This is a genomic window from uncultured Azohydromonas sp. (assembly GCF_937926365.1).
Lineage (GTDB): Bacteria > Pseudomonadota > Gammaproteobacteria > Burkholderiales > Burkholderiaceae_C > Azohydromonas.
Window position 1 is genome coordinate 1 of the sequence record NZ_CALAOH010000224.1, and the last position, 15,259, is coordinate 15,259.

Annotated in this window: 14 protein-coding genes; 8 read left to right on the forward strand and 6 right to left on the reverse strand. The window is 70.0% G+C overall.

Annotation, left to right across the window (positions count from 1 at the left end):
• Positions 1–1,047: exodeoxyribonuclease VII large subunit (gene xseA / locus Q0741_RS24595; protein WP_298235831.1), on the reverse strand; the 1,047-nt coding region annotated here is incomplete at its 3' end.
• Between the two features lie 268 nt (positions 1,048–1,315).
• On the opposite strand from xseA, the gene Q0741_RS24600 reads away from it, so the two are divergent.
• The 7 genes from Q0741_RS24600 to Q0741_RS24630 all read left to right on the forward strand — a co-directional run bounded on the left by Q0741_RS24600 (position 1,316) and on the right by Q0741_RS24630 (position 6,419).
• Positions 1,316–1,945 carry a MotA/TolQ/ExbB proton channel family protein gene (locus tag Q0741_RS24600; RefSeq protein ID WP_298235832.1) on the forward strand — a complete coding sequence of 210 codons (630 nt, stop codon included), beginning with the start codon at positions 1,316–1,318 and terminating at the stop codon, positions 1,943–1,945.
• A gap of 35 nt (positions 1,946–1,980) precedes the next feature.
• Positions 1,981–2,400, forward strand: coding sequence for a biopolymer transporter ExbD (locus Q0741_RS24605; RefSeq protein WP_298235833.1), 420 nt, complete (start codon positions 1,981–1,983; stop codon positions 2,398–2,400).
• A 134-nt stretch (positions 2,401–2,534) separates the two neighbouring features.
• Positions 2,535–3,599: a tetraacyldisaccharide 4'-kinase gene (gene lpxK, locus Q0741_RS24610; RefSeq protein WP_298235834.1), complete on the forward strand. Its 1,065-nt coding sequence runs from the start codon at positions 2,535–2,537 to the stop codon at positions 3,597–3,599.
• Positions 3,589–3,816: a Trm112 family protein gene (locus Q0741_RS24615; protein ID WP_298235835.1), complete on the forward strand. Its 228-nt coding sequence runs from the start codon at positions 3,589–3,591 to the stop codon at positions 3,814–3,816. Before lpxK ends, Q0741_RS24615 begins: the two co-directional genes overlap by 11 nt.
• The gene (gene kdsB / locus Q0741_RS24620) at positions 3,813–4,583 is read left to right on the forward strand and encodes a 3-deoxy-manno-octulosonate cytidylyltransferase (RefSeq protein WP_298235836.1); all 771 of its coding nucleotides are present in this window, start codon (positions 3,813–3,815) and stop codon (positions 4,581–4,583) included. Before Q0741_RS24615 ends, kdsB begins: the two co-directional genes overlap by 4 nt.
• A gap of 270 nt (positions 4,584–4,853) precedes the next feature.
• A complete protein-coding gene (gene adk, locus Q0741_RS24625; RefSeq protein ID WP_298235837.1) occupies positions 4,854–5,510 on the forward strand; it encodes an adenylate kinase in 657 nt (218 codons plus the stop codon).
• 150 nt (positions 5,511–5,660) lie between these two features.
• Positions 5,661–6,419 (forward strand): 3-hydroxyacyl-CoA dehydrogenase, encoded by a 759-nt coding sequence (locus Q0741_RS24630; RefSeq protein WP_298235838.1) that lies wholly within the window; start codon positions 5,661–5,663, stop codon positions 6,417–6,419.
• Positions 6,420–6,457: 38 nt separating this feature from the next.
• Here the strand turns inward: Q0741_RS24630 and Q0741_RS24635 are convergent, their stop codons facing one another.
• The 5 genes from Q0741_RS24635 to Q0741_RS24655 all read right to left on the reverse strand — a co-directional run bounded on the left by Q0741_RS24635 (position 6,458) and on the right by Q0741_RS24655 (position 14,443).
• Positions 6,458–8,350 carry an ABC transporter ATP-binding protein gene (locus Q0741_RS24635; protein WP_298235839.1) on the reverse strand — a complete coding sequence of 631 codons (1,893 nt, stop codon included), beginning with the start codon at positions 8,348–8,350 and terminating at the stop codon, positions 6,458–6,460.
• Between the two features lie 261 nt (positions 8,351–8,611).
• A complete protein-coding gene (locus Q0741_RS24640) occupies positions 8,612–10,030 on the reverse strand; it encodes an ABC transporter permease (protein WP_298235840.1) in 1,419 nt (472 codons plus the stop codon).
• A gap of 4 nt (positions 10,031–10,034) precedes the next feature.
• Entirely contained in the window at positions 10,035–11,018 is a 984-nt protein-coding gene (locus tag Q0741_RS24645; RefSeq protein ID WP_298235841.1) for an ABC transporter permease, read from the reverse strand.
• Positions 11,015–13,264 (reverse strand): ABC transporter substrate-binding protein, encoded by a 2,250-nt coding sequence (locus Q0741_RS24650; protein WP_298235842.1) that lies wholly within the window; start codon positions 13,262–13,264, stop codon positions 11,015–11,017. Before Q0741_RS24650 ends, Q0741_RS24645 begins: the two co-directional genes overlap by 4 nt.
• A gap of 207 nt (positions 13,265–13,471) precedes the next feature.
• Entirely contained in the window at positions 13,472–14,443 is a 972-nt protein-coding gene (locus Q0741_RS24655; RefSeq protein WP_298235843.1) for an LD-carboxypeptidase, read from the reverse strand.
• Between the two features lie 187 nt (positions 14,444–14,630).
• Here Q0741_RS24655 and Q0741_RS24660 point away from each other — a divergent pair, with 187 nt between their 5' ends.
• Positions 14,631–15,239 carry a hypothetical protein gene (locus Q0741_RS24660; RefSeq protein WP_298235844.1) on the forward strand — a complete coding sequence of 203 codons (609 nt, stop codon included), beginning with the start codon at positions 14,631–14,633 and terminating at the stop codon, positions 15,237–15,239.
• Positions 15,240–15,259: the final 20 nt, after the last annotated feature.

The window sequence follows — 15,259 nt, forward strand, 5'->3', positions numbered from 1 at the left end:
CGCGGCCAGGCGCTGCGGCGCCTCGGCCGCACGCTGCAGCGCGTGCCGCAGCGCGTGGCGCGCGCGCTCCTCCAGCCGATCCAGTTGCTGCGCATGGCGCGCCAGCACGGCGCCGGGGCGAGCGAGCTGCAGCGCGCGCTGGTCCAGGTCCTGCGCCTGGCGTTCGAGCTGGCGCTGCACCTGGCGGCGCATGCGCCGCGCCAGCGTGGCCAGCTGCTCCAGCGCCTCGGCCTGCGCCGGCGCCACCAGCTCGGCCGCGGCGGTGGGCGTGGGCGCGCGCAGGTCGGCCGCGAAGTCGGCCAGGCTCACGTCGGTTTCGTGGCCCACGCCGCACACCAGCGGGATCCCGCTCTCGGCCACGGCAAACACCACGCGCTCTTCGTTGAAGGCCCACAAATCCTCCAGCGAGCCGCCGCCGCGGCACAGGATCAGCACGTCCACCTCGCGGCGCTGGTTGGCCAGCTGCAGCGCGGCCACCAGCGCCGCCGGCGCCTCGGCGCCCTGCACCGGGCTGGGATAGATGACGACCTCCACCTGCGGCGCGCGCCGCGCCAGCGTGGTGAGCACGTCGCGCAGCGCCGCGGCAGCCAGCGAGGTGACCACGCCCACGCGCGCCGGAAAGCGCGGCAGCGGACGCTTGCGCTCCGCATCGAACAGGCCCTGCGCCTGCAACCGCTCTTTCAATCGCAGGAACTGCTCGTACAGTGAGCCCGTGCCCACGAGCTGCATGGCCTCGACCACGAACTGCAGCTCGCCGCGCGGCTCGTACAGCGCGATGCGCCCGCGCAGCTCCACCTGCTGGCCGTCGCGCGGGTTGAAGTCCACCAGCGAGGCGGCGCGGCGGAACATCGCGCAGCGCAGCGCGGCGGCCTGCCCGTCCGCGTCCTTGAGCGTGAAGTAGCAGTGCCCGCTGGCCGCGCGCGTGAAGCCCGAGAGCTCGCCGCGCACGCTGCACGCGCCGAAGCGCGCCGCCAGCGCGTCGCCCATGGCCAGCAGCAGCGCCGCCACGCCCCACACCTGGCGCGCCATCGTGCTCGGCTCGGCCATGCGGTTCTCCAAGATGAGTTTCAGAAGTCGGTGCTGAAAAATGCCGCAGCGCAAGCCGCGGCCCGGGCTGACAGGCACTTCGGTGCGCTGTCCCGATGCTGCCCACAAACTTGTTCACAGCAACGGTGGACAGATGCGGCGCCCCACCCCGGCGCCAGCGGGCCTGCGGGAGGCCTTCGGCATAATCGCCGGTCCGTCCGGGTGGCCCAGTTCCATGCGCAGCAGTCCCGGGCCTGTCTTTGTCCAACGCAACGACCCGGGGACGCCCTTGTTTTCGATCATACAAGCCGCCGGCTGGCCCATCTGGCCGCTGCTGCTGTGCTCGGTGCTGGCCATGGCACTGATCATCGAAAGGCTCATGAGCCTGCGCACCGCGCGCATCGTGCCGCCCAAGCTGCTGGACGAGGTGCTGCAACTCGCGCGCGGTGGCCTGCCCGCGCCCGACGTGGTGCAGAAGCTGCAGGAGCATTCGGTGCTGGGCGAGGTGCTGGCTGCGGGGCTGCGCAGCGCGATGCAGCAGCCGCGCATCGACGAGGGCGGCCTGCGCCAGTCCTTCGAAAGTGCCGGGCGCGCGGCAGTGCACGAGCTGGAGCGCTACCTCAGCGCGCTGGGCAGCATCGCCTCGGCCGCGCCGCTGCTGGGGCTGTTCGGCACCGTGGTGGGCATGATCGAGCTCTTCGGCAGCCAGACGCCAGGGGGCGGCAGCAACCCGCAGCAGATCGCGCACGGCATCTCGGTAGCGCTCTACAACACCGCCTTCGGCTTGGCCATCGCGATCCCCGCGCTGCTGTTCTACCGCCACTTCCGCCGCCGCGTGGAGGACTACGCGATGGCGCTGGAGCAAGCGGCCGAGCGGCTGCTGCCGCTGCTGCTGCACCACGCCGCACGCGCCGCCTGACCCGTGAGTGAATTGAAGCCGCCGGAGAACGCGCGATGAACTTCCGCAAGCCGCGGCCCGAGGAACCGGAGATCAACCTGATCCCATTCATCGACGTGCTGCTGGTGGTGCTGATCTTCCTGATGCTGTCCACCACCTACAGCCGCTTCACGGCGCTGGACGTGACGCTGCCCGCGGCCGGCGCGCAGCCGCTGCCGCAGCGCCCGCAGGAGATCATCGTGGCCGTGGCCGCCGACGGCCGTTACGCCATCAACCAGCGCCCGGTTGAAGGCCGCAGCGTGGAAGTGCTGGCCGCCGAGCTGCGCACCGCTGCGCAGGGCCTGAGCCAGCCGATGGTGATCATCAGCGCCGACGCCACGGCCGCGCACCAGTCGGTGGTCAACGTGCTGGACGCGGCGCGGCGCAGCGGGCTCTCCAGGCTGACCTTTGCCACGCAGGCCGGTGCGCAACATTGAGTTCGATTCCACTTTGGATGTGAGATGACCCGTTCGCCCTGAGGTATCGAAGGGCGAATCCGCGAGGCTGCGATGGTTGCACCCCGGAAGGGGCCGTTCATCCTTCGATACCTCAGGACGAACGGAATACTGCATTGACGAGCAACACAAGGAATGAGCCCAGCGGCGGCGCGCTGGCGCGCGCGGGCGACTGGCTGCAGCGCCAGTGGTGGCAAGCGTCACCCACGGCCGGCGCGCGGCTGCTGCAGCCGCTTTCCACCCTGTACGAGACGCTGGCCGAGCGCCGGCGCCGCGCGACAGTGCCTGAAAGCACCGGGCTGCCGGTGGTGGTGGTGGGCAACCTCATCGTCGGCGGCGCGGGCAAGACGCCCACCGTCATCGCGCTGGTGCACGCGCTGCGCGCCCTGGGCTGGACGCCGGGCGTGATCTCGCGCGGCCATGGCCGCGACGGCGCCGCCGTGGCGGCCGTGCGGCGCGACAGCGCCGCGCGCGAGGTGGGCGACGAGCCCCTGCTGATCCACCTGCGCAGCGGCGCGCCGGTGGTGGTGGGCCGCGACCGGCTGGCCGCCGCCCGCGCGCTGCGCGCGACGCATCCCGAGATGAACCTGCTGCTGGCCGACGACGGGCTGCAGCACTGGCGCCTGGCGCGCGACGCGCAGGTGATCGTCTTCGACGATCGTGGCGCGGGCAACGGTCTGCCCCTTCCCGCCGGACCGCTGCGCCAGCGGCTGCCCGAAGCCGTGCCGCCGCGCAGCCTGGTGCTCTACAACGCCGCGGCGCCCAGCACGCCGCTGCCGGGCTGGTGCGCGCAGCGCCGCCTGGCCGGCGCGGTGGAACTGGCCGACTGGTGGGCGGGCCGGCCGTCCAGCCTCGAAGCGCTGCATGCCCTGCGCGGGCGGCCGGTGGTGGCCGCGGCCGGCATCGGCGCGCCACAGCGTTTCTTCGCCATGCTGCAGGCTCAGGGGTTGAGCCTCACGCCCTGCCCCGTGGCCGACCATCACGACTACGCCACGCTGCCTTGGCCGCCGGGCACGCCCGACGTGGTGCTGACCGAGAAGGACGCCATCAAGCTCGATGCGGCGCGCTGCCCCGGGTCGCGCGTGTGGGTCGTGGCGCTAGACTTCGCCCTCCCCGACGGCTTCGTGGCCGAGCTGGCCCGGCTGCTTCCCGCATCACCTTCTGTCCCCCATGAGCCTTGACCACCGATTGATCGAACTGCTGGTATGCCCGGTGTGCAAGGGCCCGCTGGAACTGCTGCGCGACACGCAGTTGCAGCCGCGCGAGCTGGTCTGCCCGGCCGACCGGCTGGCCTTCCCGATCCGCGACGGCCTGCCCGTGATGCTTGAAACCGACGCCCGCGCGCTGGATGCGCCGGCCCCGGTAGCGCCCACCCCCGGCGACGCGGCGGCCGTATGAGCACCGTGCGCGACGAGGACTTCACCGTCCTGATCCCGGCACGGATGGCCTCCACCAGGCTGCCCAACAAGCCACTGGCCGACATCGGCGGGCTGCCGATGGTGGTGCGCGTGGCGCAGCGCGCCGCGCTCTCCGGCGCCCGGCGCGTGGTGGTTGCGGCCGACGACGACCGCATCCTGCTGGCCTGCGCGCGCAACAACGTCGAGGCCGTGCTCACCGCCAAGGACCACGCCAACGGCAGCGACCGCCTGGCCCAGGCCTGCACGCTGCTGGGCCTGGACGGCGAGGACATCGTGGTCAATGTGCAGGGCGACGAGCCGCTGATCGACCCCGCACTGATCGACGGCTGCGCCAAGCTGCTGCGCGTGCGCGACGACTGCGTGATGAGCACCGCCGCCCACGCCATCGAGAGCGAAGCCGATTTCCGCAGCCCCAACGTGGTGAAAGTGGTGCTCGACGCGGCGGGCCGCGCCCTGTACTTCACCCGCGCCAGCGTGCCCTTCTGGCGCGACGCCGTGCCGCCGGGCGCGCTGCCGAGCCCGGCGCCGCTGCGCCATATCGGCCTCTACGCCTACCGCGCCGGCTTCCTGCGCCGCTTCCCGGCGCTGGATACCTCGCCGCTGGAGCGCATCGAATCGCTGGAGCAGTTGCGCGTGCTCTGGCATGGCGAGCGCATCGCCGTGCACGTGACGCGGCGCGCGCCCGGCCCCGGCGTGGACACGGCCGAGGACCTGGAGCGCGTGCGCGCGCTGCTGGCCGGCGGTTGAGCGCGGTCTGAGTCCGTGCGCCCGTCGCGGGCGCATCGCAGGCTCAATACCTGAGCCCGCACATGCTGACGAGCCCCTGACGACCCCTGCGCCAGTGAGCCGATTGCGTGACGAGCGTCACGCGAAATCCAGGCCCGAATAGGTCTTTTCGCTTGCTTGGCGTCAGTTTGGCGCAAAGACGTGCATGTTATTCTCGACCGAGACAACACGGCCGCCCTGGCCGCGAACAGGCGCCTTTCCCAAAGGGGCCATCAAACATTCAAGGAAGCCATGAGACTCATTCTTCTGGGCGCACCGGGCGCCGGCAAAGGTACGCAAGCAGCCTTCATCTGCAAGAAATTCGGGATTCCGCAGATCTCCACGGGCGACATGCTGCGCGCGGCCGTGAAGGCCGGTACCCCGCTGGGCCTGGAAGCCAAGAAGGTGATGGACGCCGGCGGCCTGGTCAGCGACGAGATCATCATCGGCCTGGTCAAGGACCGCATCGCCCAGCCCGACTGCGCCAACGGCTTCCTGTTCGACGGCTTCCCCCGCACCATTCCCCAGGCGCAAGCCATGCGCGACGCCGGCGTGAAGCTGGACGTGGTGCTGGAGATCGACGTGCCCGATGAGGCCATCATCGAGCGCATGGCCGGCCGCCGCGTGCACGTGGCCTCGGGCCGCACCTACCACGTCAAGTTCAACCCGCCCAAGGTCGAGGGCGTGGACGACGAGACCGGCGAAGCGCTGATCCAGCGCGACGACGACAAGGAAGAGACCGTGCGCAAGCGCCTGCAGGTCTACCAGAGCCAGACCCGTCCGCTGGTGGACTACTACGCCAGCTGGGCCGCCACTGGCGACGCGCAGGCCCCGCGCTACGCCAAGATCAGCGGCCAGGGCTCGGTGGACGAGATCACCGCCCGCGCCCTGGAAGCCCTCGGCGCCTGAGCTCACAAGCGTTGTAGAAAAGCCGCCCCCGGGCGGCTTTTTCACGCCTGCGTGCAAGCCCGCCGCAGGCACCGTTCATCCTTCGATCCTCGGGGACGAACGGCATACGTCACTGGCAAGCGAAACCCGAAATCACACAAGGAGACAGACATGGACATCGCAGGCAAGGTTTTCATCGTCACCGGCGCGGCCTCGGGCCTGGGCGAAGGCACGGCGCGCATGCTCGCGCGCGAGGGCGCCAAGGTCGTGCTGGCGGACCTGCAGCTCGACAAGGGCGCGGCGCTGGCCGCGGAGCTGGGCGCCAGCTTCGTGAAGTGCGACGTCAGCCAGGAGGCGGACGCCCGCGCCGTGGTGCAGCAGGCGGTGTCGCTGGGCAAGCTGGTGGGGCTGGTCAACTGCGCCGGCATTGCGCCTGCGGCGCGCGTGGTGGGCAAGGAAGGTGCGCACGCATTGGGACTCTTCTCCAAGGTCATCAACGTCAACCTGGTGGGCACCTTCAACATGTGCCGCCTGGCCGCCGAGGCCATGTGCGCCAACGAGCCCGAAGCCACCGGCGAGCGCGGCGTGCTGATCAACACCGCCAGCGTGGCGGCCTTCGACGGCCAGATCGGCCAGGCGGCCTATGCCGCCAGCAAGGCCGGCGTGGCGGGCATGACGCTGCCGCTGGCGCGCGACCTGGCGCGCCACGGCATCCGCTGCGTGACCATCGCCCCGGGCATCTTCGGCACGCCGATGCTGGAAGCCATGCCGCAGGAGGTGCAGGACGCGCTGGCCGCCAGCGTGCCCTTCCCCGCGCGCCTGGGCCGCCCGGCCGACTACGCCAAGCTCGTGCACCAGATCGTCACCAACGAGATGCTCAACGGCGAGACGATCCGGCTGGACGGGGCGATCCGGATGCCGCCGAAGTGAGATTGGGAAGGCCGGCCGGGATCACGCTGCAACGGGCCTCAAGCCCCCTGCACCACCAGCCGCGGCACCGCCGCCAGCAGGCTCTTGGTGTACTCGTGCCGCGGGTCCTGCAGCACCTGCTCGGCCGGGCCAAGTTCCACGATGCGGCCGGCCTGCATCACCGCCACCTCGTGCGCCAGGTAGCCCACCACGCCGATGTTGTGCGTGATGAACAGATAGGCCAGGCCGAGCCGCTGCTGCAGCTCGCGCAGCAGGTTCAGGATCTGAGCCTGCACCGACACGTCCAGCGCCGAGGTCGGCTCATCGCACACCAGCAGCCGGGGCTGCACCGCCAGCGCGCGGGCGATCGCGATGCGCTGCCGCTGCCCGCCCGAGAACTCGTGCGGCCAGCGCCGCAACGCATCGGCGGGCAGGCCCACCTGGCGTGCCAGCGCCTCCACGCGCGCCATCCGCTCCTCGGCGCCGAGCTGCGGCAGCAGCGCCCTTAAACCCTCCTCCAGCAGCTCGGCCACGCGCAGCCGCGGGTTGAGCGAGCCGAACGGGTCCTGGAACACGATCTGCGCCTGCGCGCGCGCGGCGCGCAACTCGTCACCCTGCAGGGCGAACAGGTCGCGCCCGTCCAGCAGCGCCTGCCCCGTCACCCGCGCCTGGCGCCGCAGCAGCTGCACGATCGCCTTGCCCGTGGTGGTCTTGCCGCTGCCGCTCTCGCCCACCAGCGCCAGCGTGCGGCCGGCGCGCATGTCGAAGCTCACATCGCGCAGCGCCTCCACATGCCCCACCACGCGGCGGAACAGGCCCTTGCGCACCGGGAAGCCCACCGACAGGTTCTTCACCTGCAGCAGCAGCGGCGCCGCTTCGGTTGAGCCCGCATCCTCTCGCGCCAACGTGTCCACCGTTGGCTGCAGCGCCTCGGCCGTTTCGCGCGGCGACGGCGGCACCGCGCCGGGCGCGTACAACACGCAGCGCACCTGCCGGCCCGCATCGGGCCGGTACAGCGGCACCGGGCCGTTGCACACCGGCATGGCGTGCGGGCAGCGCAATTTGAAACGGCAGCCGCTCAGCCGCTCCGACAGCCCCGGCACGCTGCCCGCGATGGCCGCCAGCGCTTCGTCGCGCCGCCGCGCATCGGGCAGCGCGCGCAGCAGCGCCTGCGCATACGGGTGCGCCGGCGCGCGGAAGAAGGCATCCGCCGGCGCCAGCTCCACCAGCTGCCCGGCGTACATCAGCGCCACCTGCTGTGCGAAGCCCGAGACCAGCGCCAGATCGTGCGTGATCAACAAAAGCCCCAGGCCGTGCTCGCGCTGCAGCTCGCGCAGCAGCGCCATCACCTGCGCCTGCACGGTCACGTCCAGCGCCGTGGTGGGCTCGTCGGCCAGCAGGTAGTCCGGCTCGGTGGCCAGCACCATGGCGATCATCACGCGCTGCTTCTGCCCGCCGCTGAGCGCGAACGGGTAGCTTTCGAAAGCGCGCTCCGGCAGCCCCACGCGCCGCAGCCACTGCCGCGCCCGCTCGCGCGCCGCGTTGCCGCGCAGCGGCAGGTGGCGCTCGATGGCCTCGACGAGCTGATCGCCCACCGTCATCACCGGGTCCAGGCTGGTGGCGGGCTCCTGGAAGATCATGCCGATGCGCTTGCCCCGCAACGGGCGCATGCCGGACTCGGGCAGCGCCAGCAGGTCCTGCCCATCCAGCTTCACCTGCCCGCCGACGATGCGCCCGGCCTCGGGCAGCAGCCGCATCAGCGCCAGCGCGGTGATGCTCTTGCCGCAGCCGCTTTCTCCCACCAGCGCCACGGTCTGGCCCTGCGCCAGCGAGAGCGTGAGCGCGTCCACCACGGCCAGGCTGCCGGACTCGGTGTCGATGCGGACGTCGAGGGCGTGGGCTTCGAGGTGGCTGGAGGGGGCGGAGGAGCGGGTGGGCGGGACGGTGTTCATGGCTGATACCCGTTGTTGGCCGTCAGCTGGCCCAGCCCGCTCCCTACTTCGTCATTCCCGCGCAGGCGGGAATCCACGAATACCGAGGTGCGGCCTGGGAACATCCCCGCGCTGCAATGCCTCTCCAAGGCGAAGACCGCGGCACTCGTGGATGCCCGCCTTCGCGGGCATGGCGGTGTGGAGGGCGTGGCATTCGAGCTGACGGCCTGCAGCAGGCCGCTGTGTGTTCCCAGAACCGCCATGCGCTCGCTTACCACCCCCTCACCCCTTCCTCACCCTCAACGCCCGCGCCCGCGGGTCGAAGGCATCCCTGACCCCATCCGCCAGCAGGTTCGCCGACAGCACCAGCGCCAGCATGAAGACGAAGGCGCTGGTGAAGCTCCACCACACCAGCGGATCGCGGCTCATCTCGCTGCGGGCCAGGTTGATCATCCCGCCGAAGCTGTTGAGCGACGGGTCCACGCCCACGCCCACGTAGCTCAGCACCGCCTCGTACAGCACCAGCGCCGAGAAATCGAGCACCGTCGTGATCAGCACCAGGTGCAGCGTGTTGGGCAGGATGTGCCGCAGCATGATCCGCCCCACCGGCAGCCCGAAGGCCGTGGCCGCCTGCACGTACTCCATCTCGCGCAGCTTCAGGGTCTCCGCGCGCAGCAGCCGGCACAGGGTCGCCCAGCCGGTCAGGCCCAGGATCAGGCACAGCAGGAACAGCCGCAGGTCGCTGCGCTCGGCACCGGTGGCGAACAGTTCCGGATGCTGGTCGATGAACACCTGCACCATCAGCACGCAAGCGGCGATCAGCAGCACGTTGGGCACCGCCGAAAGCACCGTGTAGACGTACTGGATCACCGCGTCCGCCCAGCCGCGCAGGTAGCCCGCCACGATGCCCAGCACCAGCGCCAGCGGCAGCGTGGCGATGGTGGCCAGGCTGCCGATGACGAAGGCCGTGCGCACGCTCTTGAGCGCCTGCACCAGCACGTCGTTGCCGGTGCGGTCCGTGCCCAGCACGTGGTAATGACTCATCAGCGCGGCCACCACCCCGGCCAGCAGGCACAGCGCCGTGGCGCACAGCAGCGCGGCGCGCAGCGGCACGCGGGTGCGGTCGCGCACCACGTCCTCCAGCGCCCAGCGCCACGGGATGCCCTTGCGCCGCGCACGCCACCCCGCCGTCAGCGCGAACAGGCCCGCCGCCACGATCAAACCGCCCGCGGCGCCGGCCAGCGCGCGACGGGCGATGTCGCCGGCGCGGTCGCGCTGCGGGTCCGCCAGGTGCGCGCCGCCGTGCTGCAGGCGCGGGAAGGTGCGCACCACCGTGCCGCCCTGCTCCACGCTCTGGCGGTTGAAAGCCACCGCCGCCAGCGGCGCGGAGTAGCTGGACTCGCGCATGGCGATGGGCCGCGCCAGCAGTTCATCGAGCAGGCTCTCGGTGCGCGTGGCATGGAAAACCTCGCCGCTGGCCGTGGGCGGCAGCGCGCGGCGGAAGTGGATGCTGTCCAGCAGCGCCACGACGGCGAACACGGCGAAGACGATCAGCGCGCACAGCGCCGGCGCGTCGTGCATCAGGCGGCGCCAGGGCGCGCGCAGGGGAGGCAGCCGCCGCAGCCGCCAGCCGTAGAAGGCCAGCGCGGCCAGCAGCAGCCACAGCACGGCGTCGGTCCACAGCAGCACGAGCTTCGGCACGGCGCTACTCCAGCCGCACCCGGGGATCGACCCAGGTGTAGGCGATGTCGATCAAGAGAAACGCCGCGACATAGAGCAGCGAGCCCAGGAACACCATGGCGCGCACGACGGCGAAGTCCTGCGCCGAGATCGCGTCCACCACGTAGGCGCCCAGCCCCGGAATGCCGAAGAAGCTTTCGAACAACAGGCTGCCCAGGAACACGTAAGGCAGGTACGAGCCGGCGCTGGTGAGGATGGGAATCATCGCGTTGGGCAGCACGTGCCGCACCAGCACGGCGGGCTCGCTTAGACCCTTGGCGCGGGCGGTGCGCACGTGGTCCTTGCTGACCTCCTCCAGCAGCATGGCGCGGTAGAGCCGCGCCTCGCCGCCCAGGCGTGCCAGCAGGCTCAGGGCGACGGGCAGCACCAGGAATTTCACGGCGTCCAGCCCCGGCGCCCAGCCGGAGATCGGCACCAGTTTCAACACGCGCGAGAACAGCAGCTGGCCGACGATGATGTAGAAGAGGCTGCTGATGGACAGCATCAGCACGCACAGCACCACGCCCCAGAAGTCGACGCGCGAGTGACGAAAAAACACCAGCACCAGCGCGAAGCCCACCGAGGCGATGAGCTGCAGCACGAATATCGGCACCGCCAGCTGCAGGCTCACCAGCATGCGGGTGCGGATCTCCTGGCCGATGTCCACCGCGTTCTGCGAGTCCGAGCGGCCGAAGTCCAGCCACAGCAGCGACACCGAGCGCTGCCAGAACACGGTGCGGGTGAGTTTTTCAGCGCCTTCGGCCTGCTCGTTCCACATCAGCGGCTGGTCGTAGCCGCGCACGGCCTTCCAGGTCTCGATCTGCTCGGGGCTGACGCGGCGCCCGCCGATGTTCAGCCGCGCCATGTCGTCCGGCGTGTTGAGCGTGAAGAAGAGCAGGAAGGTCATCAGGTTGACGCCCACCAGCACCAGCACCGCGTAGAGCGCGCGACGCAGGATGGCGCTGGTCATACGGTGCCCTCCCCGGCCACCGGCCGCGCCGGCAACTCGGCGCTGCGGCCCGAGGCCGACTCCTTCGCGCGCCAGTGCGTGCGCAGCCGCCACGCCAGCGCCAGCAGCGCCAGCGGCAACAGCAGCAGCGGCCACCACACCGGACGGTTCCACGCCGCCCAGCGCTCGGCGCGCATGGCGGTATCGAGCCGGTAGTACTTGGCCATGTCGCGCACCAGCAGGCTGGGCTTGCCGTTGTGCACCCAGGGCTGGAACGCGGCGGCGGCGTAGGGGAACACGCCCCAGGCCCAGGGCGCGTCCTCGCGCACGATGTCCACCATCTTGTCGATCACGGCCTGGCGCTCGGGACCGTCGTCCAGCGACTGCATGCGCTTGTAGAGCCGGTCGTACTCCGGGTTCTCGTAGTTGGCGGCGTTCTCGCCGTCATGGCCCGCCTTGGCATTGGGGCCGTAGAGCAGAAACAGAAAATTCTCGGGGTCCGGGTAATCGGCCAGCCAGCCCCAGCTGAAGATCTGGGCACGGCCGTTGCGCATCTTTTCCTGGAACTGGTTGTAGTCCGTGGCGCGGATTTCGAGCTGGATGCCGAGCTTGCCGAACTGGCGCGTGAGCCAGTCCAGCTCGGCACGGATCTCCGGCGTGGGCACGCGCTGGAAGTCGTAGTACAGCACCAGCGGCCGGCCGGTCTTCGCGTCGCGCCCGTCGGGGTAGCCGGCCTCGGCCAGCAGCTTTTTGGCCTCCTCGATGGGGCGGCGCAGCACCTTGCCGTCCACCACCTTGTGCGTCACCGGGTTGTGGCCCTCCACCGTGCCGTGGCGCGAGCCGAACAGGCCAGCGGGCAGCGGACCGTGCGCGGCCTCGCCGGCCTTGTTGACGAAGATGCGCCCGTAACCTTCCTCGTAGTCGATGGCGATGGAGATGGCCTGGCGCAGCTTGCGGTTCCTGGCCTGCTGCTGCGGCGTGTCGCCGCGGCCGATGACGGGGTCGCGCCAGTTGAAGCCCAGGTAATTGATGCTGATGTCCACCGACTTCGGAAAGATGAAGCCGCGCTGCTCGTAGAGCCGGCGGGTATCGGCGGAGTCCTGCATGTCGCTGAGGAACTCGATGCCCCACTCCGGGCGCTCGATCTCCGGCACGTCCAGGTAGCCCTGGATGAACTTCGCCTTGTGCGGCAGTTTCTCCCGCTCGTTGGTGGAGACGATGCGGTCGATGAAGGGCATGGTCTTGCCGCAGTCGTCCAGCAGCCCGGCCTCCTTGTCGCCGGGCATGCCCTCGCAGGGATAGGGCTCGCCGCGGAAATTGGGGTTGCGCTGCAGCACGTGGCGGCGGTCGGTGATGCGCTCCACCAGCATGTACGGCCCCGTGCCCACCGGCCAGGCCGACAGGCTCAGCCCCGCGCTGACCATGCCGGGCTGGGCATAGAAGGCATCGGCCTCCCAGGGCACCGGCGCCATGAAGGTCATGGCCATCCAGTATTTCCATTGCGGGTACTTCCCCCGCAGCGTGATGCGCAGCAGGTGTTTTTCAGGCGCCTGCGCGCCTTCCAGCGGCCAGCGGCGCAGGTCCAGGAAGGGTTTGTCCAGGGCCGAGGGCGGGAGGTCGCGGCGCAGCTTGGCGTCCTCGGCGCGCAGCAGCGCGTTGAATTCCTTCAAGCCCAGCACGTGCTCGGAGAACACGCCGAACACCGAGGCTTCCACGCGCGGGCTGGCGTGGCGCTTGAGGGCGTAGACGAAATCCTCGGCCGTGAGCTCGCGCGTGCCCTGGTGCTCGAAGTCCAGCGGGCTGCGCCGGCCGGCCAGCTCGCCGGGCTTGAGCGCGTGGTAACGGTGGGCGCCCTGCTCGTCGCGGGCGAAGGCCGGGTGCGGCGCGAACAGGATGCCGGGGCGGATGCGGATGTCGTAGACGCTGAAGGCGATGCGGGCCGGGTCGGCGTCATGCGGCAGCGGATGGCGCTGCGCGTCCAGGTACTGCGGCTCGGCGATGGCCTCGGCCGCCTTGGGCACCAGCGCGTAGGGCCGCTTGAGGTAGTGGTAGCCGTAGAGCGGCTCGTAGGTCTGGTAGGTGTAGGGCGTCTCGTTGTTGCTGTAGGAGACGGTGGGGTCCAGCGAGCGTGGGCTGCGCTCCTGGAAGGCGTTGAGCAGCGTGTTGCTCTGGGCGGTGCCGCGCGGGTACGGGCTGTTGTCGCAGGCGGCCAGCGGGAGGAGCAGCGCCAGTAGCAGCAGACACCGCAGTCCTTCAAGCACCTTCATTCCGACTCTCGAAGACCACTGAAAAACCTCGTCATGCCCGCGAAGGCGGGCATCCACGCCGGCCGGGATGCCGCCCGGTATTCGTGGACACCCGCCTTCGCGGGTGTGACGGAGTTGTTCAAGTCGCAAGCAGGAAATGGAATCGACGCCATTGGCTCCTCCGCTGTTCGGTGGCCAACACCCCCGCCTCAACCCGTGCCGCGGGGCCTAGTGCGGGTGATCGCAGCCACCGTCGTGATCGTGGTGGTCGTGATGGTGAGCGTCATGGGCGTGCGTGTGCTCCCAGCCGATGAACACGTCGCGCCGGTCCACGACGAGGGTGACCTTGCGGCCCACGGGCAGGCAGAGCTTGGTCGGGACGTGGCCGAAGGGCAGCCCGGTGAGGATGGGCGTGGCGCAGACCGAGCGCAGCATTTCCACCATCTGCTTGAGGCCGTAGCCGCGGTCGAGCGGCGACATCTTCCAGTCGCTGAAGTGGCCCAGGAGCACCGCCTTCTGCTGCTGCAGCACCCCGGCCTGCTGCAGCTGCAGCAGCATCCGCTCGACGCGGTAGGGATGCTCGTTGACGTCTTCCAGGAACAGGATGCCGCCGCGCACCTTGGGCCAATGCGGCGTGCCCAGCATCGATCCCAGCACGGTGAGGTTGCCGCCCCAGAGCACGCCCTTGGCTTCCAGGCCGTCGAAGCCGGCCTCGGTGCGGAAGCCCACGGCCTCCAGCTCGCCGTTCATGGCTTCGCAGAACACGGCGGGGGTGATCTCGTCGAGGCCGCCGGCGGCGTCGTCCTTGCCGAAGTCGTCGAGGGCCAGCGGCCCGGCCCAGCTCTCGGCCTTGGTGTGGGCCAGCAGGCCAAGCTGCAGCGCGGTGACGTCGCTGTAGCCGACCCATCGGGTGCCCTGCTCCACGCTGCGGGCCATCAGCTTCCAGTCGATGCGGTCCAGCAGCCGCGTGAGGCCGTAGCCGCCGCGCGTGGCCAGGGCGATGGAGGGCGCAGCCTCGGCGATGCGGTGCAGCGCCGCGAGCCGGGTGTCGTCGTCGCCCGCGAAGCGCTGGAAGCGCGCCAGCGCGGACTCGTCCACGCTGACCTCAAAGCCGAGGTTCGTGAGGCGCTTGACGGCCCGCCTGAGCGGCGTGGCCTTGGCAATCACGCCGGAGGGGGAAAACAAGGTGAGAGCACTCATTGAAGGGGATCGTAGCCGAGCGGAACGGCTCTCCTGACTGCGGCATCGCACCTTGCACGGCGCGAAAGCGCTGCTCCTGCCGGCGCGCCGCCCGGCGCCCGCCGACTGCGGCGTCAGCCTCCCCTCGCGCGCGAAGCGGGAGAGGCGGCCCCAAGCCCGCGAGCCGCTACGGCAGCGCCCAAACGACATGAAGCTGCATCCTCAATTCCCGCAGCCACCACGCTTGGCAAAATACCCAGACACCTGCCAGCCAAACTTCAAAAATTCAACACCAATGATCCTCGATCCCAACGATGCCGCAGCCTTCCTTGAAGGCTACAAATCGGTCCTGCTTGAGATAGACCGCCAATCGCCGGGCAAACAACAACTGGAACTGGTGGAAACGCTGGTCGCTGCACGCTCAAAATACTTCGCTGACCGCTCACTGCTCGACTCTGCTCTTGCGGCGCTTTCAGGAAAGTCGCCCGCCCTATCGGAAGAAATTGTTTCCGCCATACGAGGGCTGGAGCTGAAGCACTGGATATATTTGAGAGACACGCGCTCGCACTCGATATTCATGGACCCTGACGCTGAAGTGGCTTACGGCGTGGTCGGCCTCACCAACCGTATTCGGGACATCATCGGTGGGTCCGGCGCCTCGATTCAGACGGCCATCACCCCATATCGCGGCCATTATGTGTGCGACGGCCTTATCAGCAGCGTCGCCTGGCTTGGTCCCAATTACAAGAGAAGCTTCAACAACGACCTTGCACGCATCCGCGCCCTGGGCCAGTTCCACAAGACGCCCGCCGGCTGACGGTCCGGCCCGTACTCCAC